19 protein-coding genes and 1 pseudogene are annotated in these 21,428 nt (G+C 42.0%); 16 read left to right on the top strand and 4 right to left on the bottom strand.

Annotation, left to right across the window (positions count from 1 at the left end; all coding sequences use genetic code 11):
• The first annotated feature begins 12 nt into the window (after positions 1-12).
• From J580_RS10835 to J580_RS10800, 8 genes are all read left to right on the top strand, one after another.
• Complete coding sequence (locus J580_RS10835) at positions 13-1,236, top strand: MFS transporter (protein ID WP_017399048.1); 1,224 nt, start codon at positions 13-15, stop codon at positions 1,234-1,236.
• A gap of 23 nt (positions 1,237-1,259) precedes the next feature.
• Positions 1,260-1,781 carry a cupin domain-containing protein gene (locus J580_RS10830; RefSeq protein WP_002117566.1) on the top strand — a complete coding sequence of 174 codons (522 nt, stop codon included), beginning with the start codon at positions 1,260-1,262 and terminating at the stop codon, positions 1,779-1,781.
• 35 nt (positions 1,782-1,816) lie between these two features.
• A complete protein-coding gene (locus J580_RS10825; protein WP_002117692.1) occupies positions 1,817-2,641 on the top strand; it encodes an alpha/beta fold hydrolase in 825 nt (274 codons plus the stop codon).
• 15 nt (positions 2,642-2,656) lie between these two features.
• The gene (locus J580_RS10820) at positions 2,657-3,451 is read left to right on the top strand and encodes an SDR family oxidoreductase (RefSeq protein WP_000009973.1); all 795 of its coding nucleotides are present in this window, start codon (positions 2,657-2,659) and stop codon (positions 3,449-3,451) included.
• Between the two features lie 15 nt (positions 3,452-3,466).
• Positions 3,467-4,258 (top strand): aspartate dehydrogenase, encoded by a 792-nt coding sequence (locus J580_RS10815; RefSeq protein WP_032004175.1) that lies wholly within the window; start codon positions 3,467-3,469, stop codon positions 4,256-4,258.
• Between the two features lie 13 nt (positions 4,259-4,271).
• Positions 4,272-5,738: an aldehyde dehydrogenase gene (locus J580_RS10810; protein WP_032004174.1), complete on the top strand. Its 1,467-nt coding sequence runs from the start codon at positions 4,272-4,274 to the stop codon at positions 5,736-5,738.
• A gap of 38 nt (positions 5,739-5,776) precedes the next feature.
• On the top strand, positions 5,777-7,417 hold the full coding sequence (locus J580_RS10805) for a thiamine pyrophosphate-binding protein (RefSeq protein ID WP_032004173.1): 1,641 nt from the start codon (positions 5,777-5,779) through the stop codon (positions 7,415-7,417).
• 155 nt (positions 7,418-7,572) lie between these two features.
• Positions 7,573-8,769: a hypothetical protein gene (locus tag J580_RS10800; protein WP_032004172.1), complete on the top strand. Its 1,197-nt coding sequence runs from the start codon at positions 7,573-7,575 to the stop codon at positions 8,767-8,769.
• A gap of 61 nt (positions 8,770-8,830) precedes the next feature.
• Here J580_RS10800 and J580_RS10795 read toward each other — a convergent pair whose 3' ends face one another.
• Positions 8,831-10,129, bottom strand: coding sequence for an MFS transporter (locus J580_RS10795; RefSeq protein WP_032004171.1), 1,299 nt, complete (start codon positions 10,127-10,129; stop codon positions 8,831-8,833).
• A gap of 234 nt (positions 10,130-10,363) precedes the next feature.
• Between J580_RS10795 and def the strand changes: the two genes are divergently transcribed.
• Positions 10,364-10,846: a peptide deformylase gene (gene def, locus J580_RS10790; RefSeq protein WP_032004170.1), complete on the top strand. Its 483-nt coding sequence runs from the start codon at positions 10,364-10,366 to the stop codon at positions 10,844-10,846.
• Between the two features lie 178 nt (positions 10,847-11,024).
• A pseudogene (locus tag J580_RS10785) lies at positions 11,025-12,346 on the top strand (glutaminase).
• Here the strand turns inward: J580_RS10785 and J580_RS10780 are convergent.
• Entirely contained in the window at positions 12,313-13,101 is a 789-nt protein-coding gene (locus tag J580_RS10780) for an AraC family transcriptional regulator (protein ID WP_032004168.1), read from the bottom strand. The pseudogene J580_RS10785 and the gene J580_RS10780 overlap by 34 nt on opposite strands.
• Before the next feature lie 106 nt (positions 13,102-13,207).
• Here J580_RS10780 and J580_RS10775 point away from each other — a divergent pair, with 106 nt between their 5' ends.
• Entirely contained in the window at positions 13,208-14,428 is a 1,221-nt protein-coding gene (locus tag J580_RS10775; protein ID WP_032004167.1) for an MFS transporter, read from the top strand.
• Positions 14,429-14,497: 69 nt separating this feature from the next.
• Here J580_RS10775 and J580_RS10770 read toward each other — a convergent pair whose 3' ends face one another.
• Positions 14,498-15,643: an aldose epimerase family protein gene (locus J580_RS10770; RefSeq protein WP_032004166.1), complete on the bottom strand. Its 1,146-nt coding sequence runs from the start codon at positions 15,641-15,643 to the stop codon at positions 14,498-14,500.
• Positions 15,644-15,835: 192 nt separating this feature from the next.
• On the opposite strand from J580_RS10770, the gene J580_RS10765 reads away from it, so the two are divergent.
• Positions 15,836-16,240 (top strand): hypothetical protein, encoded by a 405-nt coding sequence (locus J580_RS10765; protein WP_050675753.1) that lies wholly within the window; start codon positions 15,836-15,838, stop codon positions 16,238-16,240.
• A gap of 53 nt (positions 16,241-16,293) precedes the next feature.
• Here the strand turns inward: J580_RS10765 and J580_RS10760 are convergent, their stop codons facing one another.
• Positions 16,294-17,169: a LysR substrate-binding domain-containing protein gene (locus tag J580_RS10760; protein WP_081037658.1), complete on the bottom strand. Its 876-nt coding sequence runs from the start codon at positions 17,167-17,169 to the stop codon at positions 16,294-16,296.
• A 184-nt stretch (positions 17,170-17,353) separates the two neighbouring features.
• Between J580_RS10760 and J580_RS10755 the strand changes: the two genes are divergently transcribed.
• The 4 genes from J580_RS10755 to J580_RS10740 all read left to right on the top strand — a co-directional run bounded on the left by J580_RS10755 (position 17,354) and on the right by J580_RS10740 (position 21,362).
• Positions 17,354-18,103 (top strand): SDR family NAD(P)-dependent oxidoreductase, encoded by a 750-nt coding sequence (locus tag J580_RS10755; RefSeq protein ID WP_000926503.1) that lies wholly within the window; start codon positions 17,354-17,356, stop codon positions 18,101-18,103.
• A 77-nt stretch (positions 18,104-18,180) separates the two neighbouring features.
• Positions 18,181-19,482, top strand: coding sequence for an MFS transporter (locus J580_RS10750; protein ID WP_017387125.1), 1,302 nt, complete (start codon positions 18,181-18,183; stop codon positions 19,480-19,482).
• Between the two features lie 19 nt (positions 19,483-19,501).
• Positions 19,502-20,347, top strand: a complete 846-nt coding sequence (locus J580_RS10745; RefSeq protein WP_079381098.1) for a transketolase — start codon at positions 19,502-19,504, stop codon at positions 20,345-20,347.
• 10 nt (positions 20,348-20,357) lie between these two features.
• Complete coding sequence (locus tag J580_RS10740) at positions 20,358-21,362, top strand: transketolase family protein (RefSeq protein WP_017387127.1); 1,005 nt, start codon at positions 20,358-20,360, stop codon at positions 21,360-21,362.
• The last annotated feature ends 66 nt before the right edge of the window (positions 21,363-21,428 follow it).

Raw genomic sequence — 21,428 nt, 5'->3', positions numbered from 1 at the left:
AAGGAATGACACATGAGTAATGAAGAAAAAAGTGGATTGAAGCATTGGGTACCTGCTTTTGTCCTTATGGTGTGTGTGGTACTGGCGTTTTTCGACAAGATTAGTATTGCGGTTTTATTTTCAGATCCTCATTTTCAAAGTGCAATGGGAATTGCTGAAGATAAGGCCAAGCTCGGATGGCTCATGACAAGTTTCTTACTTGCTTATGGTTTTTCATCAGTCTTTCTAAGCTTTTTGGGTGACATTTTTAACCCAAAGAAAATGCTGTTCTGGAGCGTAACATCGTGGGGCGTACTCATGTTTTGCATGGGGTTTACCACCAGTTATTCAGGCATGTTGATTTTACGTGTATTGCTTGGTTTAGCTGAAGGTCCCTTATTTGCCTTGGCATATACCATTGTTAAGCAGACTTACACAGACCGTCAGCAGGCACGTGCTTCTACTATGTTCTTACTTGGAACGCCAATAGGTGCATTTCTTGGGTTCCCGATCACTGCAAATGTTTTAGCTCACCACGACTGGCACACCACGTTTTTTGTGATGGCTGCGCTAACCCTGATTGCGATTTTTAGCATTGTTTTTGGTCTGCGTAACTTGCAGCTCAAGAAAACTGTCGAAATTGAGGGCGAGAGTAAACGCACTAATTTCAAAGGTCACATTACTAATACTAAATTGCTGCTCAGCAACAGCGCATTCTGGTTGGTTTGTCTCTTTAACATTGCATTGATGACGTATTTGTGGGGCTTAAACAGCTGGGTTCCTTCTTACTTAATGCAAGACAAAGGATTCAATCTCAAAGAGTTTGGGATGTATTCAAGCTTTCCGTTCATTGCCATGTTAATTGGCGAAATTATCGGTGCGTTTTTATCTGACAAGTTAGGCCGCCGTGCAATTCAAGTATTTAGCGGTTTATTACTCGCGGGCATCTTCATGTATGTGATGGTCATAATGACTGAGCCACTATTGATTATTGCTGCCATGTCTTTAAGTGCTATGGCGTGGGGTTTTGGAGTAGCAGCTGTATTTGCTCTGCTTGCAAGAGTGACGACCTCAAATGTAGGTGCGACTGCGGGTGGAATATTTAACGGTTTAGGTAATTTTGCAAGTGCAATTGCGCCTGTTCTTATCGGTTACATCGTGATGCAAACACATAGTTTTAATTTAGGAATTACCTTCTTGGCTGCCGTCGCTGTCATTGGGTCGTTGTTCTTGGTTCCTCTTTTAAAACGTTATTAATTCACTGTATAGGAGTTTAAAAAATGACTACACAACAATTCGAATCGTGGGCACAACCAGAGGGTGCTTCTTTAGAAGATTGGTTAAACACACGTATTGCTCGCTTTGAGACACGTAAATACGACTTCGATGCTTTGAAGTTCCAAGCAGATTACGACCCGAAATATCGCCGTGCACAAATGCGTTACATGGGTACGGGTGCAACAGGTGTTGCAAATGACGGTAACACCGTTCCAGCAGAAAACTTCACGTTTTCAACCATGGTTCTGCCACCACAGTGTGAAGGTCCTTTGCATATTCATCACGATGTTGAAGAAGTTTTCTTTATGCTTCGCGGCGAAATTGATTTGTTCATTGAGCACAACGGCGAAAAATTTGAAACCCGTTTAAAAGAGCGTGACCTGATTTCAATTCCACCAGGTATTTACCGTGGTCTATTTAACCCAGGTCAAGAAGATGCCTTGATGTGTGTGATGTTGGGAACAGGTAAACCAACAATTCCGAACTATCCACCAGAGCATCCGTTGTCTCAAATCAAACGTTAATTGTTTGATGAAGTGAATGAAGGAAAGAATTGAAAATGATGACACTCATTGAAAAGTTAGCAGAATTTCCGGTGAAAACCGTTACTGTTCAAGGCCAGCAGCAAGCCTATCGGGAAGCCGGTCAGGGCGAGTACCTTGTGCTGTTGCACGGCATTAGTTCAGGTTCTGCTTCATGGGTAAACCAACTTGAAGTGTTGTCTCATCATTTTCATGTCATTGCCTGGGACGCACCGGGCTATGGCAAATCAGATGAACTTTTAACTGATCAGCCCAATGCTACCGACTACGCAAAGCGTTTGGCAGGGTTGTTCAATGCTTTAAAAATTGAAAAAGCGATTGTGGTGGGACACTCATTAGGTGCCTTACAGGCCAGTGCATTTGCTGCACTTTACCCAGAGCGAGTGAAACACTTGATTGTTGCTAACTTAGCGCAAGGCTACCAACGCCACGATGAACAGACACAGATTCAGGTTTTTGAAAAAAGACCAAAAATGTTGAAAGAACTCGGTGCTAAAGGAATGGCCGAAAGCCGTGGACCTCATTTGATTTATAAACAAGAACCACAGGCCTTAGCTTTAGTTTCAGAAGTAATGCAGCAGTTGACCTTACAAGGTTTCACCCATGCATCGTACTTATTGGCATATGACGAAATACGTAATTACTTAACCGATTTAAAAGTCCCATGCACAGTGATTGCAGGGCAGCAAGATCAAATCACTCCTGCGTTAGGTATACAAGAGCTTGCTCAGGAATTGCAGTTGGAACAGCGCTTCGTCATAGAAGATGCCGGACATTTAAGTTATGTCGACCAACCGCAAGCATTTAACCAAATTATGTTGACGATTCAGGAACAATCGTAAGAGAGATTAAGGATTATGAGCTTCCAAGTTGAAGGAAAAGTTGCAGTTGTTACCGGTGGCTCATCTGGGATTGGGCTGGCTGCTGTTGAAATACTGGTTGCAGAGGGTGCAAAAGTTGCTTGGTGTGGTCGCGATGAAGAACGTTTAAATGCTTCTAAGCACTATATTTTAGAAAAATTTCCACATGCCAATATTTTTACCAAAGCATGTAATGTGTTGAAAAAAGAAGAAGTTCAGCAATTTGCCAAAGAGGTCAAACTCAATTTGGGCAATGTGGACATGCTCATTAACAATGCTGGGCAAGGCCGTGTTTCAAATTTTGAAAACACACAAGATGAAGACTGGATGAAAGAAATCGAGCTGAAATATTTCAGTGTCTTACACCCGGTACGGGCTTTTCTCGACGACTTAAAACAGTCGGCAAATGCCTCAATTACCAATGTGAACTCGTTACTGGCATTGCAACCAGAACCGCACATGATTGCGACTTCATCTGCACGCGCTGCGCTGTTGAATTTAACCCATTCATTGGCGCATGAGTTTACTCAATATGGCGTTCGTGTGAACTCGATTTTACTCGGTATGGTCGAATCTGCGCAGTGGAAACGCCGTTATGAAACCCGTTCAGATTTAAATCTGTCATGGGAAGAGTGGACCGGCAATATCGCAAAAAATCGTGGCATTCCTATGCAGCGCTTAGGCCGACCAGAAGAGCCTGCACGTGCTTTAGTTTTCTTGGCATCACCATTGGCATCTTACACCACAGGTTCGGCAATAGATGTCTCAGGTGGTTTTAACAAACATTTATAAATATCAGGTGCTGTCATGAAAAAGTTGATGATGATTGGTTTTGGCGCAATGGCAGCAGAAGTGTATGCCCACTTGCCTCAAGATCTGCAACTCAAATGGATTGTAGTGCCATCTCGCAGTATTGGAAAAGTGCAGTCACAAGTCTCTTCCGAGATTCAGGTGATTTCAGATATTGAGCAATGCGATGGTACGCCAGACTATGTCATTGAGGTGGCAGGTCAAGCAGCAGTGAAAGAGCATGCTCAAAAAGTTTTAGCGAAAGGCTGGACCATTGGTCTGATTTCGGTGGGTACTTTGGCTGATAGCGAGTTTTTGGTTCAGCTTAAACAAACTGCCGAAAAAAATGATGCCCATCTGCATTTACTTGCAGGGGCTATCGCAGGCATTGACGGTATTTCTGCGGCTAAAGAAGGTGGTTTGCAAAAAGTCACTTACAAAGGCTGTAAAAGCCCAAAAAGTTGGAAGGGCAGTTATGCAGAGCAATTGGTCGATTTAGACCATGTTTCAGAACCTACAGTCTTTTTCACAGGAACTGCCCGTGAAGCTGCGACCAAATTTCCAGCCAATGCCAATGTTGCAGCAACCATTGCGCTTGCAGGGCTTGGAATGGATGAAACCATGGTTGAGTTAACTGTTGATCCAACCATCAACAAAAACAAACACACCATTGTGGCAGAAGGTGGCTTTGGGCAAATGACCATTGAACTGGTGGGCGTGCCGTTGCCAAGTAACCCAAAAACATCAACTTTGGCTGCGCTTAGCGTGATTCGTGCTTGTCGCAACAGTGTAGAAGCAATACAGATTTAAGAAGGATTTGATCATGGCAAAGGAAATTTATATTGCAGGTGAATGGCGATTAGGCCGTGGTGCAGTCATTCAAAGCCTGTTTCCGGCAGATCAGTCGGTTAATGCAGAGCTTTCAACGGCAACGCTTGATGATGTAAATGAAGCAATTGAAAAAGCAGATCAGGCTTGGCGTCAGCCGAGCTGGAGAAACAGCTTACCGCATGAGCGCGCCCGTATTCTCTACAAAGTTGCAGACATTATTGAAGCACGTGTAGATGAATTATCGAAACTGCAAACCCGAGATAATGGGAAGCCTTTAACCGAAACTCGTGGTTTGGTGATGAGCGCTGCGGCGACTGCACGTTATGTTGCTGCGGCATGTGAAACGTTGAACGATGAGCTTACCACTCAACGTGCTCCAGACTTTATGACCATGAGTGTGCATGAACCTGTAGGTGTTGTAGCAGCTATTACTCCTTGGAACTCTCCAATTGCGAGTGAGGTTCAAAAGCTTGCTCCTGCTTTGGCAGCAGGAAATGCCGTGGTGTTAAAACCAGCAGAAGCGACTTCACTGATTGCTTTAGAGCTTGCCAAAATTTTTGAAGAAGCTGGCTTACCAAAAGGTTTACTCAGTGTGTTAGTGGGGCGTGGTTCTGTAATTGGTGATGCAATTGCTCAGCACCCAATGGTTCGTAAAATTTCTTTTACAGGTGGAACAACCACGGGTCGTCATCTGGCACACATTGCCGCAGATAAACTGATTACCACTTCGCTTGAGTTAGGTGGTAAGTCACCAACCATCGTTTTGCCGGATGCAGATGTCGAACTGGCGGCTAAAGGTGTCGCATACGGTATTTTTAGCTCGGCAGGCCAAGCGTGTATCGCAGGTTCTCGCTTGTTTATTCATAGCAGTCTTTACGATCAGTTTTTAACGCGTTTGGTTGAAATCACCAAAGGCTTACGTGTGGGCCATCCAGAACAGGCGGGGGTGCATTTAGGGCCATTGGTCAATGACAAACATTTGCAGTCCGTCGACCGCTATGTGCAGCTTGCTAAAAGCGAAGGTGGTCAAGTTCTGATTGGTGGTGAGGCACTTACTACTGGTGACTATGCCAAAGGAAGCTATTACTTACCCACCATTATCACAGGCTTAAATAACAGTGCTCAAACCTGTCAAGAAGAAATTTTTGGCCCTGTTTTAGTGGTTATGAAATATGACAACGAGCAAGATTTAATTGCCCAAGCCAATGACAGTTGTTTTGGTCTTGCCGCAGGTATTTGGACTGAAAGCTATCGTAAAGCTTGGCGCATCGCACGTGCCTTAGAGGTGGGAACGGTATGGATTAATACCTACAAAAAATTCTCGATTAGTGCGCCGTTTGGTGGCTTTAAAGACAGTGGTATCGGGCGCGAAAAAGGCCGTTTGGGCATTCTATCGTACATGCAACAAAAGAGTATTTATATGGGGCTGAATGAACAGCCTAACCCTTGGTGCGATTAATAAATTCAAGGACTGAAAACAAATTTTGAGGAACAGACATGACTGAACGTGTAAATGTAGGCGAAGCAATCGCAAGAGTATTAGAAGCGCACCAAGTTGATAGTATTTATGGTGTTATTTCCATCCACAATTTACCTATTGCCGATGCGGTAGGGCGCCGTGAAAAAATGCGCTTTGTCGCAGCCCGTGGTGAGGCTGGCGCAGTTACCATGGCAGATGCACACTCACGCTTTAAAGGCCTAGGTGTAGCGTTGACCAGTACAGGTGCTGGGGCAGGTAATGCCGTAGGTTCACTGATTGAAGCAATGAATGCGGGTAGCCCTGTATTGCATTTAACAGGTCAAGTTGAGCGTGAATATCTCGACCGTGATGCAAGCTTCATCCATGAAACCAAAGACCAACTTACATTCTTGCGTGCATCGAGCAAAGCGGCGTTCCGTATTACCAGTCCAGACAATGCTGTTGGCGTAATACGTGAAGCAATCCGTGTAGCAACTACAGTTCCAATGGGACCAGTAAGTGTTGAGCTACCAATTGATGTACAAGCAGCGGAAATCGATTTGCCACTTAATCTTGGGCCAGTCAAAGCGCTTGAGTTACCACAGGCAGAGCAAACTGAAATTGACCTTCTTGTAAGCGAAATCAAAAAAGCAAAACGCCCGATTTTCTGGATTGGTGGTGGAACTTTAAATAGCATTGCCGAAGTTAAAGCAATTGCAGATTTAGGTATTCCAGTTGTTTCATCGACTCATGCTCGTGGGGTGTTGCCAGATGATCACCCACGTAGTTTAGGTGCTTTCCATAACTCGGCAGGTGTTGAGCAGTTATTAAAAGATGCAGACTTAATGGTTGTGGTGGGTTCTCGTTTACGTAGTAATGAAACTAAAACTTATTCGGTTGAATTTCCTGAAAACATTATTCAGGTAGATGCAAACCCAGTGGCTCAGCAACGTAATTACAAAATCCGCAACTTCATTTGTGGCGATGCCAAAGATGTCTTAACACGTGTGTTGGAACAGCTTCAGGGGACTTCAAAAGTTGATGCCGATTACGATGCTGCTGTAGTGGCTGCTAAACAGGCTGCAATTGATGCACTGCGTAAACAAATCGATCAGTACGCATTAATTTGTGATCACTTGCGCGCAGCTTTACCTCAAGACGGTATTTTTGTACGTGACATCACCATGTCGGGTAGTACATGGGGCAGTCGTTTATTCCCAGTACAAGCACCAAACCAAAACATCCACTCACTCGCGGGTGCAATTGGTTTAGGCCTTGCAACAGCAATCGGTGCTTCAGTTGCTAACCCTGATAAAAAAGTAATTGGTTTAGTCGGTGATGGCGGCTTAATGCTGGGTATTGGTGAAATTGCAACTATGGTGCAAGAAAACACCAACATGGTCTTAATGATTATGAATGACGGTGGTTATGGCGTAATGCGTGGCATTCAAAATAACTACTTTGGTGGTCGTCAGTATTTCAATGAATTGCATACGCCAGACTACAAACTTCTTGGCGAATCAATGGGTGTGAAAAGCTGGAAAGTGGGTAGTGCAGATGAGTTTAAAACGGTTATTCAAGAGGCTGTTGCTTTTGAAGGGCCAACCGTGATTGAGCTCGATATGAACTCGATTGGACCATTAAACTTCGCGGGTCCACCGCAAAAGAAACTGTATTAACCAGTTTGGATGGTTTAGTACATATGCGATGGGAGCTGCTAAGCCATCCTTTTTTTAGATAAATTTTTTTGTCTAAAAAACAATAAAAACGAAGTTTTACAGGTAAAACAAATAAAGTTCCAGCAGGACGCTGGAACTCAATCAAGGATGTAGAGATGAAAAAGACTTCATTGATCATGGCATTCATTGCACCGCTTACGCTGGGGGTAAGCGTCAATGCATTTGCAAAAGACTCATTGCTTGAATGGAAAAGTGATGACGGCACCGACTCATTAAAGTTAGGTGGGGTGGTTCGGTTAAATCAACGCTATGAAGATTGGGAAGGGCCAAACCGTGGTTTTGGTAAGCTCCATTTTGATATTTTCAGGGTTGATCTCAAAGGTAAATTTGATGATGCCTATATCAATGCCAGCTATATGTTTCAAGACCAACAGAAAACGTCCATTGAAAAAGCATATGTTGGCTATAACTTAGATGCCAATAACAGCATTGAAGCAGGTTTGGTTTATAAGCCTTTTACGATTTATCCTTACCCGCAAAATGGCTGGACCTATCACATTCCATTCTTTTTAGGTTATGGCAATAACATTGCACCGGGGATTAACTGGAATTATCACAACAAAGATTGGGATGTAAAACTCGGTTATTACCCGCAAATGTTAGAGACTAACTTGCGTTATTCCCCTGAGAGTGCAACTTATGATGACTTAGCAGGAAATGCATTTCCATCTCAAAAAGCCTATCAAAATGAAAAGCGCAATCAGGTGAATACCCGCATTGTGCGCAAGTTAGAAACTGATTTCGGTAAACAAGAGTTTGGTGTATCGGGTGCAATTGCCCAGCTACATAATGATATTACCGATAAAGACGGCAAATATTATGCAGTTGGTTTGCATACCGAAAACAACTATAAGCGCTTTAACTTACAAAGTTCGGTCATTCATTATCAGTACGATGCTAAAAATCCGGATGGTGTAAATAGTGATATGACTTTGATGGGGGCAAATGGCCTTACGCCTGCTTATTTCATTGCTTCGGAAGGAACCATTGCCAGTTTAAACCTTGCTTATACATTGCCTGTGACCAATATGGGCAAGCTAAAAGCCATTAAGTTTTATAATGATTATAGTTATCTTGATAAAAAACGTGATGATTGGTCAGACTCGCAAATGAATACCACAGGGATGATGTTTATTGCTTCACCATTTATGGTTTGGGCAGATTATACGTGGGGTAAAAACTCTAACATTATTGGTGGGGCAACCAACTCAACGGGTTATACCTCTGCAACTTCACCAAATAGTGATAAATGGTTATACCGTATTAACTTTAATATCGGGTTTACTTTCTAAAATAAGCAGCATTAAAAAACCACGCAATCGGCGTGGTTTTTTATTTAATAAGTGAAAATTTTTAATACCTGTTTTTTTCAAACTTATTCCGAAACACAAAGGCAGTTACAAAGGCCAAAATGGTCAGTGCGAAAATATAATACATCGCACCAATATCACTATATTGACTGAGCCAATGCACTAAAGGCAGGGTCATACCACCCACAATTGCATACGATAAATTATAAGAAAATGAAATGCCCGAGAAGCGAACAGGCGCGGGGAACATTTTAACCATACTGCTCGACACCATGCCGACGGTACCAGAGCATAGACCCAACAACATATATAAACCAAAAATGGTTGAATGTGCCGCGTGCCCCAAACTGTTATAAAAAACTGCTGCTGTGAGTGCCACGGCAAGCGCACCGACCATCATGACTTTGCCACAGCCAAAACGGTCAGCAAAATAGCCTGCCAAAATACAACCGACCATTTGCATGATAATAGCTGCACTTTGCATTTCAAAAGTCTGTGCGCGCTCAAAGCCAAACGTACCAGTTAATAAATTTGGCATGGCTAAAATCACCACCACCACACAGCCTGTTAAAAACCATGTAAATAACATGCCAATCGCAACAGCTGTTTTATGCGTTTTTAAGACTTGTTTTACAGGCATTTCTTTAGAAATTTCTTTACGAGCCTGCATGGCTTTAAACACAGGCGTTTCTTTTAAATAAGTTCGTAAATAAAGTGCAACCAGACCAAAAATACCACCTGCAATGAAAGGAATACGCCATGCCCAGTCATGGATTTGTCCTTCACTAAAATTCAGCGAAATCCATAAAGACATGAGCGCACCCAATAAAATTCCTAGAGACAGTCCGGCAGTGAGTAAACCATTTGCCAGCCCAATTTTTCTTTCGGGTACATGTTCAGACACAAAGGTCCATGCGGCTGGAATTTCACCCCCAATTGCAATACCTTGCACCATTCGCATAAGCAATAAAAGTAGCGGTGCCACATACCCAATATTTTCAAAGGTCGGCAATATCCCGATAAAAAGGGTAGGCAGTGCCATCAGTAAAATAGAAAGCGAAAATAGTTTTTTACGCCCGACCAAATCACCAAAATGGGCCATAACAACCCCACCCAAAGGCCTAAAAAAATAACCTGCTGCAAAAATACCGTAAGTATTAAGCATGGCCCAAAACGGGCTAAGCGTGCTTGGGAAAAAGAGGTCGGAAATGATTTTGGCGTAAAACACATAAATCACAAAATCGTAAAATTCTAAAGCTCCACCCAATGAAGAAAGGGCAAGGGTTCGTTTATCTTCTTTATTAAGATAGTTCGCATCCTGCAAAGTTAAGTCCTGATCCATTTTTTACTTAATTGTTGTAATTGAAGTTTGGATATTAATGGAAAAGTGAAGTAAAAGTAAATGGAGGAAATTTGTTCTATAGGACGATGTCGATTGGACTTACTCAGAACAAAAAGCTTTAAAACAAAAAACGCTTTAGATGAAACAAAAACAGATGTAGGAATGACTTTTCTTTTGAGTCGTTCAGCGACACAATAAAACTTGTCATAGCCAGTTTAATGAGAGATTCAAAGGATGAGTGTAGTTCTACCTGTCGCGAAGCGTGGCGAAGATATTTTAAAACTAATTGCGGCTCCCGTTTCGGTAAATGAGTTAAACAGTAATTGGCTTTATCAGCTTGCTGACGCTATGCATGCAACAATGCTTGAGCGTAATGGAGTAGGGATTGCCGCACCGCAAATTTATATCTCTAAACGTGTCATTATTGTGGCATCTCGACCAAACCCACGCTATCCCGATGCACCTGAAATGGAAGCAGTGGTCATGGTGAATCCTGAGATATTAGAGTTCTCAGACGAAGTTTGTTTAGGTGAAGAAGGCTGCTTAAGTGTGCCAGATGAACGTGGACAAGTTGAACGTGCCGAAATGGTTAAGGTTAAATATTTAACACTTCAGGGCGAGACGGTGGAAACAATTTTTCATGGTTTTCCTGCTCGTATTGTTCAACATGAGGTCGATCATTTAAATGGGATATTGTTTGTAGAAAGAATAAGCTAATCTTCAGTTTAAAGTTTTGAAAAACCTATAATGAGCTTGAAAAGGGTAAGTCATCGGAATTAGAATACTTATAGCGTGATATTTAAATCATTACAAAAGATATAATTTTAATATTATCAGCAGGTTGTGCTGAAATTTTACGCGATGTTGTAAATCTCCTCATTTAAGGTTGCTAACCATGAAAACCCCTCTCCCAGAATATTTGGCAAATGTTATAGAAGCCTGTGACATCGATAACAGCGGTCATCTCGCCGATTATATTCCTGAGTTGGCAAATGCAAACCCAAATCGATTAGCTTTAGCAATGTCTACGGTAGATGGTGAAATTTATTCGGTTGGCGATGATGATGTTGAATTCACCATACAATCAATTTCTAAACCATTTGTATATGCCTATGTTTTACAACAGCTTGGCATTGATGCAGTACTTGCGAAAGTAGGGGTAGAGCCTTCGGGGGAAGCCTTTAATGAAATTTCATTGGGTAAAGACGGACGTCCGAAAAACCCGATGATCAACTCTGGTGCAATTACTGTACATTCCTTAATTCAGGTCAAGCATGGTTTACATAGCGCAGAAATTCTACGCCGTTTTATGAGCGAGCTTGCTGGTCGTGAATTAAGTTTTGATGAGTCTGTTTATGATTCGGAAGTCAAAACAGCCTACCGTAATCTTTCGATCGGTTATATGTTGCGCACGGTGGGGATTTTGGAAACTGACCCTGTCGATATTGTGAATGGTTACATTCGTCAATGTGCGATCATGGTTACAGTTAAAGACTTGGTACGTATGGGCAGTGTACTTGCTAATGGCGGGGTCGATCCTAGAACTGGAAAACGCCTATTGAATCGATCTGTAGTTAGACAAGTCCTCAGTGTCATGATGAGCTGTGGTATGTACGATGCAGCGGGTGACTGGCTTTCAACTGTAGGTATTCCTGCTAAAAGTGGTGTAGCAGGCGGTATCTTGGGTGTGCTACCGGGGCAGGTCAGTATTGCTGCTTTTTCACCTCGACTAGATGAGCATGGTCATAGTGTTCGAGGTATTGATATTTTAGAACGATTATCTCGTGATATGGGATTACATCTCATGGAAGGTACACCTTCTGCCCAGACTATTGTACAAAGCCATTATCGTACTGGAAAAGATGCATCATTAAGTGTGTATGTGCTTCGGGGTGTATTGAAATTTACCGAAGCTGAAATGTTGTTGCGTATTTTACAAGACGAGACAACTGACCAAAGCACGATCGTTATTGATTTAACCCAGATTTCACTTATCCACGATGTGGGTAAACGTATGTTTTTAGAAGGCGTAGATCGTCTGATTGATGATGGCCATACTCTTGTTTTAGTCGACCCTGAGCAGCGCTTAGACCATGCCCGAACTGGTAAAGATCGAGAACTGCATGTCTATCATGATTTCGATGATTTGCTCGAAAAGCATGACCTACCTGCAAAAAAAAGACTTATAGCGACATCGCGGCACTTCTAAACTGCTGAGGTGTTTTTCCTAGATGTCGCTTAAACATTGCACTGAACGCGCTGGGGTTTGTATACCCCAGTGACTCTGAAATTTGAGCAATAGATTCACCATTCGCGATTTTACTCAAGGCAAGTGCAATATGCATTTGTTGTAACCATGCCCGATATGACAGTCCAGTTTCTTTTTGGAACATACGCATTAGGGTTCTAGAACTCGCACCAATATCATCAGCCCAATCTGTTAAATCTTTTGAATGGTCAGGCGTATGTAATAACTCTTGGCAAATTTTTAATAATCGTTTGTCTTTCGGCCAAGGTATCTGGATAGGCAATAAATTGGCTCGATGGATTTCTTCAAAAATCAAAATTTGTAAAGAACGGGAAAGTTCTTGAGAGGTTGCTGTATTTGGCGTGTCTTCTCGTTCAATTTCATTTAAACGAATCAAAAGCTCATGCAACAGGTTGCTTACCCGAATAATAAAACAATATTGTCCCATTAGAGCAGCAGCATTTACTTCAACCAATGCCGTATTTAACTTAACGTGACTCAGTGAAATCACGCTGTGCTCTACATGTGCTGGAATCCATAACGCGCACATGGGTGGCACAATCCACACATGATTAGGTGTAAAAACCTGAATAGTTCCAGTAGAGGCATATAAAAACTGCGCACGTGTATGCGTATGGGTAGGGGTGATTTCTCGGTAAGAATGCTCAGAAGATAGCCCAATCACAAGTTCAGACAAATCAGACTGAATAAGAGAATCGGACATAAACTATCCTAAAAATTGTCACTTATACGATGATTATTGGAAGATAACTTTATAAGCGACAATTTACAATAAGCATCTCATTTAAAAATATTGGAGTTTTTCAGGTATGACGTCTTCAATACAATTGAAAGATGGTATTGCCAATACCGTTGCAAATGATCAGCCTCAAGGAATGATTATTAAAATTGTAGGCGCCGTGGCAGTCGCACATTTACTGAATGATTTAATTCAGGCGGTGCTACCAGCCATCTATCCAATGCTAAAAGCAAACTTTTCGCTGAGTTTTGCGGAGGTTGGCCTAATCTCGTTTGTATACCAGATTACAGGTTCACTGCTACAGCCTTGGATTGGACTTTATACCGATAAACATCCAAAACCATATCTTCTACCACTCGGAATGGTTGTCACATTCTGCGGCATTATCTTGTTAGCATTTTCACCAAGTTTTGCTGTGTTGTTATGTGCCTCTGCACTTATTGGGGTGGGGTCTGCAACCTTTCATCCAGAAGCTTCACGTGTGGCACGAATGGCATCGGGCGGGCGCTTCGGTACAGCTCAGTCGACTTTTCAGGTGGGCGGAAACACCGGTACTGCCATTGGCCCATTGTTAGCAGCTTTACTGATTGTTCCATTTGGGCAGCATGCAGTTGCGGGCTTGGTGATATTTGCGCTTTTAGCGATTTGGGTTTTATTTGGCGTAAGCCGTTGGACAGTGAGCCATGCTAAAAGTCAGGTGGTTGCACGTGCTACCCAAGTACATAGTAAATTGCATGGCCGTAAGCTGATTATTGCTTTGAGCACAATTAGTGTGTTGATGTTTGCTAAATTTACCTACATTGCCAGCATTAGTAACTACTTTACTTTTTACTTAATTCAAAAGTTCCATATCAGCATTCAAACGGCTCAGTTGCATTTGTTTGCCTTTTTGGCAGCCGTTGCTTTAGGTACGTTTGCAGGTGGCCCAATTGGTGACAAAATTGGCCGTAAAGCAGTGATCTGGGTTTCATTTATTGGTATGGCACCGTTTGCATTAATGATGCCGTATGCAAACTTATTTTGGACAACAGTTTTCTCAATTATTGCAGGTTTAGTGTTGTCGTCTGCTTTTGCTGCAATGGTGGTTTACGCACAAGAAGCTGTTCCGGGCCGTGTGGGTATGATTGCAGGTTTAATGTTCGGTCTTATGTTTGGGGTCAGTGGTATTGCCGCAGCTGGGTTAGGACATTTAGCTGATATTAACGGCATTGAATGGGTATTTAGTTTATGTTCATTGTTGCCATTACTTGGTTTTGCAACTGTATTTTTACCTAACACAAAAGTTAAATAAAGGAAAAGACTCTCAGTTATATTCAGCTGAGAGTCTTTTTTTAGATAAATATAGTGTCAATTCAAAAGACTATTTTTGAACACCAAACTTAAATACGGTAACACTGTTATACGTTTGATTTGGATTTAAACGTGTAGAAGGGAAGGATGGTTGATTTGGGCTATCTGGAAAATGCTGTGTTTCTAATGCTAGTGCGTCTGCTTGTCGGTAGAGTACGCCATTTGCGCCAACAATATTTCCTAATAAATGATTGGCTGTATACATTTGAATGCTTGGTTCAGTAGTTAAAACCTGCATGGTCCGTTTAGATTTTGGATCAACTACACTAGCTGCAAGATTGAGTTTCCCTTGAGACTTTTGATTAATTACCCAAGTTTGGTCATAGCCATATCCATAGGCCAATTGCTGATTATTCGCTCGAATATCTTTCGCAATCGTCTTAGGCGTCCGAAAATCAAAAGGTGTACCTGCAACTGAAGCAATTTCACCTGTTGGTAAGGAGTTTTGGTCGGTTACTAATATACGGTCTGCATTGAGTTGTACCACATGATCTAGTACACCATAAGGATTATTGCCAGCGCCTGATAAGTTGAAATAACTGTGGTTGGTGAGGTTGACGACTGTCGGTTGATCAGTTTTGGCTTTATATTCAATCTGGAATTCATTTTGATCTGAAAGGCTGTAGATCACTTCCACATCTAATTTTCCCGGAAAACCTTGATCACCATTTGGGCTGGTTAACTTAAGAGAAGCTTTAACGGTTTCACCTTTAGAAACCAAGGGCTTAACTTGCCATACACGTTTATCAAAACCAGGATTGCCGCTATGTAATGAGTTCGGCCCATTATTTTTTTCAAGATTATATGTTTTTCCATCTAAGCTAAATTTAGCTTTGCCAATACGGTTCGCATAACGACCAATTAATCCGCCAAAATGAATGCCTTCCTTAGTATCAGTGACTTCATAGCCTTTTAGATCATCAAAACCTAAAACGATATTATTTTGTTTACCTTGGGCATCGGGAGTCAAAATCTGTGTAATTACACCACCGAAGCTAATAAAAGAAACTGAGACTCCTTTGTTATTGCTCATGGTGTATAAATCAACTTTTTGGCCGTCTTGAGTCGTACCATATGGTTTTACATTTAACGTTGCTGCATTTGCTAGTTGTGCAAAGCTATAAACCGTAACACCTAAAATTGCTAATTTTTTCATGCTTATACTCTATTTTGTAATAGTAAGACTGGATGAATATAAGATTGATTTTTCATCTTTTTAAAGAGGTTTTTATTATATATAGTGTTAATAATAATCGATTAGTTAATGTTAAATATTGGAAAAACTGGTTCAATTTATGCTTATAAAGAAGCTAATCTTATGAGCAAAATTCAACGGTAAGTTATTTTTATGACTCATTCCGACTCGGTTTTAAAATTTTCACTTGGTCTAAATAGTCTCTCGTTTGATGTAGACAGCCAACACATTCACCTTGAGCAGGGCTTAGGTTTTGTTAATTCAAAAAGTGTCAGCGATGGCGTGATTGATGAACTTGCTATCGAAAAGATGATTTATTTCATTGAAGAGATCATCGAGTCAAAGCCACTCAGAAATTTAAAGATAAGTGGTGTAGCTGTTACGTCTGATGTAGCCATGAAACAACTCAGTGAGTTATTTTTTAGTGCAAAAAAGAAAATCAGCCGTATTGAGCTTGAGCATGGATTTAATGATTTTATAGAGCGTTTGAGCTACTACACAAATCAAGTGGCACCAAATCAGCTTTATGTTTTTACCTACTTTGTATTTGTTCGATAGATGATGCATCACTTAAGAATTGAGGAAATTCAGATCATTTAAGAAATGATTTCTCAATCTGCCAGCTCATCATGAATCCAGTTTAAAAACAGCTCAATTTTAGGAATAAATTGGTGGGTTCGAGGATATACCAAGTGATGAGCAGAGATAGGAATTGATAGTTCATCTGCAAAAACTCTAACTAATTTTCCAGATTCCAAATAATTTTGAGTGAGTAAATTACTTTCTAAAACAAAACCTAGTCCGTGTGTGGCTGCCTCAAGTGACATATAAGAGCGGTCAAAACTCAAAGTATAGGGAAACTCAGGAATGCTTAAGCCCTGATGGGCAAACCATTGTGGCCAAGTAACCAAGGTCGAGCGCGATAAAATCAGTTCTTTTTTTAATAAATCTTGAGGTTTATTTACTGGACTGCGTTCAAGTAGTTTGGGGGATGCAAGCACTTCTAACTTTTCATTACGAATGGTTCTGATTTCTACCCCTGTCCAGTTGGGCAAACCATGACGAATATCAATGTCGATCTTGTCGCGAGTAAAGTGCAAATTTTCATAAGAACATGACAAGTTGACCTGAATCATGGGGAACTTTTCTTTAAATGACTCGAGGCGAGGGAGCAACCAAAGCAAACCGAAACTTGGGGATGAATGAATATATAAACTGTCTTTAGGGCTTTTATCGGCAGCTTTTTCAGTCGCTAACATGAGGTTATGCAAAATGGTGGTGACATCTTGAAAATAGCGTTCGCCAGAAGGGGTCAGCGTCACACCACGCGCACCACGAATAAATAAACTCTGCCCAATCATTTCTTCAAGCTTAGCAATTTGGTGACTCACTGCCGAAGGAGTGAGATTCAAATGCTCGGCTGCCTTGGCAACATTGCCGAAACGGGCGGTTTGTTCAAAAGCCTGTAAGGTTTTAATTGAGGGCATCTGGTTGAAATTGTTTTCACTACTATCCATGAAATGATCCGTTTTTATCCCTAAAACTTATTTGAAAATAGCATAGGCATGAATTTTTTTCATGTCTTGTTGAATTCGAGATGATTGCTGGGCTTTGTGAAAAAAGAGATTCTAAGTCAGAACTCAGGAAATAAAGCGTAAAAGAGGATTGAATATGTTACTACAAGGAAAAGTGGCATTAATTACCGGTGCAGCATCAGAACGTGGAATTGGGCGAGCAACCGCAGAAATCTTTGCACAACAGGGTGCCAAAGTCATTATTGTTGATTTAGATCTTGCTCAAAGCCAAAACGCTGCAAAGGCGCTTGGCGAAGGACATATGGGTCTTGCTGCCAATGTTGCAAATGAAGAGCAGGTCAAAGCTGCTGTTGAACAAGCGCTACAGCACTATGGAAAGATTGATATTTTAATTAACAATGCGGGCATTACTCAGCCTATCAAAACACTTGATATTCAACGCAATGACTATGACCGTGTTTTAGATGTCAGCCTGCGCGGAACACTGATTATGTCGCAAGCTGTTATTCCATCTATGAAAGCAAACGGTGGTGGAAGTATTGTCTGTCTATCTTCAGTTTCAGCACAACGTGGTGGCGGTATTTTTGGCGGGCCACACTATAGCGCTGCTAAAGCAGGAGTGTTAGGTCTAGCAAAAGCGATGGCTCGTGAGTTTGGTGGTGACCAGATTCGTGTAAATTCTCTTACTCCGGGCCTAATCCAGACTGATATTACTGGCGGTTTAATGAATGATGACCGTCGTCACGACATTCTGGCTGGTATTCCGCTGGGCCGTTTAGGTAAAGCACAAGATGTTGCAAATGCAGCACTATTTTTGGCAAGTGATCTATCAGCTTACTTAACTGGTGTCACACTCGATGTAAATGGTGGCATGCTGATTCATTAATGCTTGTCATTTAAAAACTAAAAATAGAATGATGGTCACAAGAGGATACTGTGGCCAAATGTAAAGGGATTCGCATGATGGATACAGTATTTTCATCTGAAGTAGATACAACGGTTCGTAAATCGGCGTATCGAAAAATTGCATTTCGGCTCATGCCATTTTTAATGCTTTGTTATTTTTGTGCCTATTTAGATCGGGTAAATGTGGGTTTTGCCAAACTCCAAATGATGAGCGATTTACAGTTTAGTGAAGCTGTATATGGACTAGGCGCAGGGATTTTCTTTATTGGTTATTTTCTCTGTGAGGTGCCAAGTAACATTGTACTTCACAAGGTAGGTGCGAGACGTTGGATTGCCCGAATCATGATTACATGGGGAATTTTGTCAGGCTGTTTTGCTTTTGTTCAAACCGAATGGCAATTTTACACCTTACGTTTTTTGCTTGGTGTTGCTGAAGCTGGGCTAGCTCCGGGTTTGTTGCTCTACCTCACTTACTGGTTCCCATCTTACCGCCGTGCGCGCATGACCGTACTTTGGTTTATCGCGATTCCAATTTCGGGAATGATTGGTGGGCCACTTTCAGGCTTAATCATGGACCGAATGAGCGGCGTACATGGCTGGTTTGGCTGGCAGTGGATGTTTGTAATTGAAGCCATTCCCACAGTGGTTGTCGGCTTGCTAGTACTTGCTGTTTTAAAAGATTCAGTTCAAGACGCTAACTGGTTAACCCAAGACGAAAAAAACTTGGTGAAGCAAGAGCTTGCTCAAGACAACCAGCACAAAGAAGGTCATGCTAGCGTCAAAGAGTTCATCGCAGATAAACGGTTATGGCTACTGGCAGGGATCTACTTTTGTGTCGTGATGGGGCAATACGCCATTACATTTTGGCTACCAACTCTCATTCGTAACTCGGGCATTAATGATAACTGGCATATAGGTTTGCTCACAAGCCTGCCTTATATGTGTGCCATTGTGGTCATGATTTTGGCAGGGCGTAGTGGTGACCATTTCCAAGAACGCCGCTGGCACTTAATTATTCCGATGTGTGCAGGCGCTATAGCACTCACATTTGCGACTTTATTCGCTTCAAATCTAACGCTCTCTTTAATTTGCCTTTGCATCGCAGCCTCAGGTGTGCTGACGGCATCCTCTTTATTCTGGATGTTACCGACCAACTTTTTGGGTGGTGTTTCCGCAGCGGCAGGTATTGCAGCAGTGAATAGCTTCGCCAATCTTGCAGGATTTTGCTCACCTTATTTGATCGGTTGGGTCACTACCAACACAGGTTCAAATGCAATCGGCATGTTCTTAATCACAGCAGTATTAATTTTCGGTGCCAGTCTGGTTCTGCGTGTTCCGGCAAAACTGGTCAATCGTTAATAAGGAATAGTAAATGACAATGTTAAATGTTGATAAAGCAGGCCAAATTGCCGAGTTGCAACAACGTGCCTACCACATTCGCCAACATGCTTTACGTATGGGGCAAGTACAGGGGCAAGGTTATGTTGGGCAAGCCTTAGGGGCAGCAGATTTGCTCGCCGTGTCTTATTTTCATGCCATGAAATATCAGCCAGAGAACCCTGAATGGGAAGGCCGTGACCGTTTTTATCTGTCTATTGGGCACTATGCAATTGCACTCTATGCAGCCTTAATTGAAGCAAAAATTATTCCGCTTGAAGAACTTGAAACCTACGGAGCCGATGACAGTCGGTTACCAATGTCGGGCATGGCTTCTTACACACCGGGTATGGAAATTACAGGTGGTTCATTGGGGCATGGTCTTGGAATTGCAGTCGGTGCTTGTTTAGGGCTGAAACAGAAAAAGTCGGATGCTTTTGTATATAACTTACTTTCTGATGGAGAGCTAAATGAGGGCTCAACATGGGAAGCCGTGATGTCTGCTTCGCATTGGAAACTAGATAACTTAATTGCCATTATTGATGTGAATAATCAGCAGGCAGATGGGCACTCCAGTGAAATTTTAGCATTTGAGCCAATTGTTGATCGTTGGCAGTCATTTGGTTGGTACACCCAACGTGTGGATGGCAACAACATGGAAGCTTTGCTTGAAGCATTCGAACAAGCACGAAACCATGAGGGAGCATGCCCACGTGTCATTATTTGTGACACCAAAATGGGTAAAGGCGTGTCGTTCTTGGAAAGCCGCGAAAAAACACACTTCATTCGTGTTGATGAACATGAATGGGACGATGCTTTAAATATTTTGACCCATTACGGACAGTAAGGAATACACCATGAGCCAGTTAGCTAATCCTCCTAAGAAAAAACTAACCACTTCGGCAATGATTGCTTCTATTGCTGCCGAGGGCCAACCGACCAAACCAGCACCATTTGGACATGCACTGAATGCCTTAGCAAAAGAGCGTGACGATATTGTGGGGTTATCAGCAGATTTATCTAAATACACTGATCTACATATTTTTGCTAAAGAAAACCCAGACAAGTTTTTCCAAATGGGTATGGCAGAACAACTTTTGATGAGTGCAGCAGCAGGACTTGCTCGTGAAGGGTTTGTTCCTTTTGCAACAACTTATGCCGTATTTGCATCACGCCGTGCCTACGATTTTATTTGTATGGCAATTGCGGAAGATAACCTGAATGTCAAAATTGTAGCAGCACTTCCGGGGTTAACCACGGGTTATGGCCCAAGTCATCAAGCGACAGATGATATTGCGATTTTCCGCGCTATGCCGAACTTGATGGTTATCGATCCATGTGATGCCTTGGAAATAGAACAGGCGATTCCTCAGATTGCCGCGCATAATGGTCCGGTATATATGCGTTTATTACGCGGTCAGGTTCCGTTAGTGCTCGATAAATACAACTACCAGTTTAAATTGGGTAAGGCACAGGTGATTAAACCGGGTAAAGATTTACTCATTATTTCCACTGGTCTATTGACTATGCGTGCGCTTGAGGCAGCCGAAGAGCTTGAAAAAGAGGGCATTGAGGTTTCTGTGCTGCATGTGCCTACCATTAAGCCTTTAGATGAACAAACTATTTTGGCCGAAGTCGCAAAAGGTGGCCGTTCTGTTTTAACTGCCGAAAATCATTCAGTGATTGGTGGTTTAGGTGAAGCTGTCGGCTCACTACTTCTAAGAAATGGGCAACATCCTCGTTTTGACATGATTGGTTTGCCAGATGCATTTTTAGATGCAGGCGCATTACCCACTTTGCATGATCGATATGGTATTTCAACTGAAGCAGTTAAAGAGAAGATTAAGTCACATTTGAAGTAGAAAGATTAAACTTTCAAATTGAAAAGGGCGTGATGGAAATTCCTTCACGCCCTATTTTTAATCAAG

The organism is Acinetobacter sp. 1542444, from assembly GCF_000581835.1.
Lineage (GTDB): Bacteria > Pseudomonadota > Gammaproteobacteria > Pseudomonadales > Moraxellaceae > Acinetobacter > Acinetobacter pittii.
Note: the sequence above shows the minus strand (reverse complement) of the source record. Positions and strands in the feature narration are given on the sequence as shown.

Excerpts from the sequence above, each read along its gene's own strand:
- J580_RS10835 (WP_017399048.1), top strand. The coding sequence starts at position 13 with ATGAGTAATGAAGAAAAAAGTGGATTGAAGCATTGGGTACCTGCTTTT.
- J580_RS10830 (WP_002117566.1), top strand. The coding sequence starts at position 1,260 with ATGACTACACAACAATTCGAATCGTGGGCACAACCAGAGGGTGCTTCT.
- J580_RS10825 (WP_002117692.1), top strand. The coding sequence starts at position 1,817 with ATGATGACACTCATTGAAAAGTTAGCAGAATTTCCGGTGAAAACCGTT.
- J580_RS10820 (WP_000009973.1), top strand. The coding sequence starts at position 2,657 with ATGAGCTTCCAAGTTGAAGGAAAAGTTGCAGTTGTTACCGGTGGCTCA.
- J580_RS10815 (WP_032004175.1), top strand. The coding sequence starts at position 3,467 with ATGAAAAAGTTGATGATGATTGGTTTTGGCGCAATGGCAGCAGAAGTG.
- J580_RS10810 (WP_032004174.1), top strand. The coding sequence starts at position 4,272 with ATGGCAAAGGAAATTTATATTGCAGGTGAATGGCGATTAGGCCGTGGT.
- J580_RS10805 (WP_032004173.1), top strand. The coding sequence starts at position 5,777 with ATGACTGAACGTGTAAATGTAGGCGAAGCAATCGCAAGAGTATTAGAA.
- J580_RS10800 (WP_032004172.1), top strand. The coding sequence starts at position 7,573 with ATGAAAAAGACTTCATTGATCATGGCATTCATTGCACCGCTTACGCTG.
- J580_RS10795 (WP_032004171.1), bottom strand. The coding sequence starts at position 10,129 with ATGGATCAGGACTTAACTTTGCAGGATGCGAACTATCTTAATAAAGAA.
- def (WP_032004170.1), top strand. The coding sequence starts at position 10,364 with ATGAGTGTAGTTCTACCTGTCGCGAAGCGTGGCGAAGATATTTTAAAA.
- J580_RS10780 (WP_032004168.1), bottom strand. The coding sequence starts at position 13,101 with ATGTCCGATTCTCTTATTCAGTCTGATTTGTCTGAACTTGTGATTGGG.
- J580_RS10775 (WP_032004167.1), top strand. The coding sequence starts at position 13,208 with ATGACGTCTTCAATACAATTGAAAGATGGTATTGCCAATACCGTTGCA.
- J580_RS10770 (WP_032004166.1), bottom strand. The coding sequence starts at position 15,643 with ATGAAAAAATTAGCAATTTTAGGTGTTACGGTTTATAGCTTTGCACAA.
- J580_RS10765 (WP_050675753.1), top strand. The coding sequence starts at position 15,836 with ATGACTCATTCCGACTCGGTTTTAAAATTTTCACTTGGTCTAAATAGT.
- J580_RS10760 (WP_081037658.1), bottom strand. The coding sequence starts at position 17,169 with ATGCCCTCAATTAAAACCTTACAGGCTTTTGAACAAACCGCCCGTTTC.
- J580_RS10755 (WP_000926503.1), top strand. The coding sequence starts at position 17,354 with ATGTTACTACAAGGAAAAGTGGCATTAATTACCGGTGCAGCATCAGAA.
- J580_RS10750 (WP_017387125.1), top strand. The coding sequence starts at position 18,181 with ATGGATACAGTATTTTCATCTGAAGTAGATACAACGGTTCGTAAATCG.
- J580_RS10745 (WP_079381098.1), top strand. The coding sequence starts at position 19,502 with ATGTTAAATGTTGATAAAGCAGGCCAAATTGCCGAGTTGCAACAACGT.
- J580_RS10740 (WP_017387127.1), top strand. The coding sequence starts at position 20,358 with ATGAGCCAGTTAGCTAATCCTCCTAAGAAAAAACTAACCACTTCGGCA.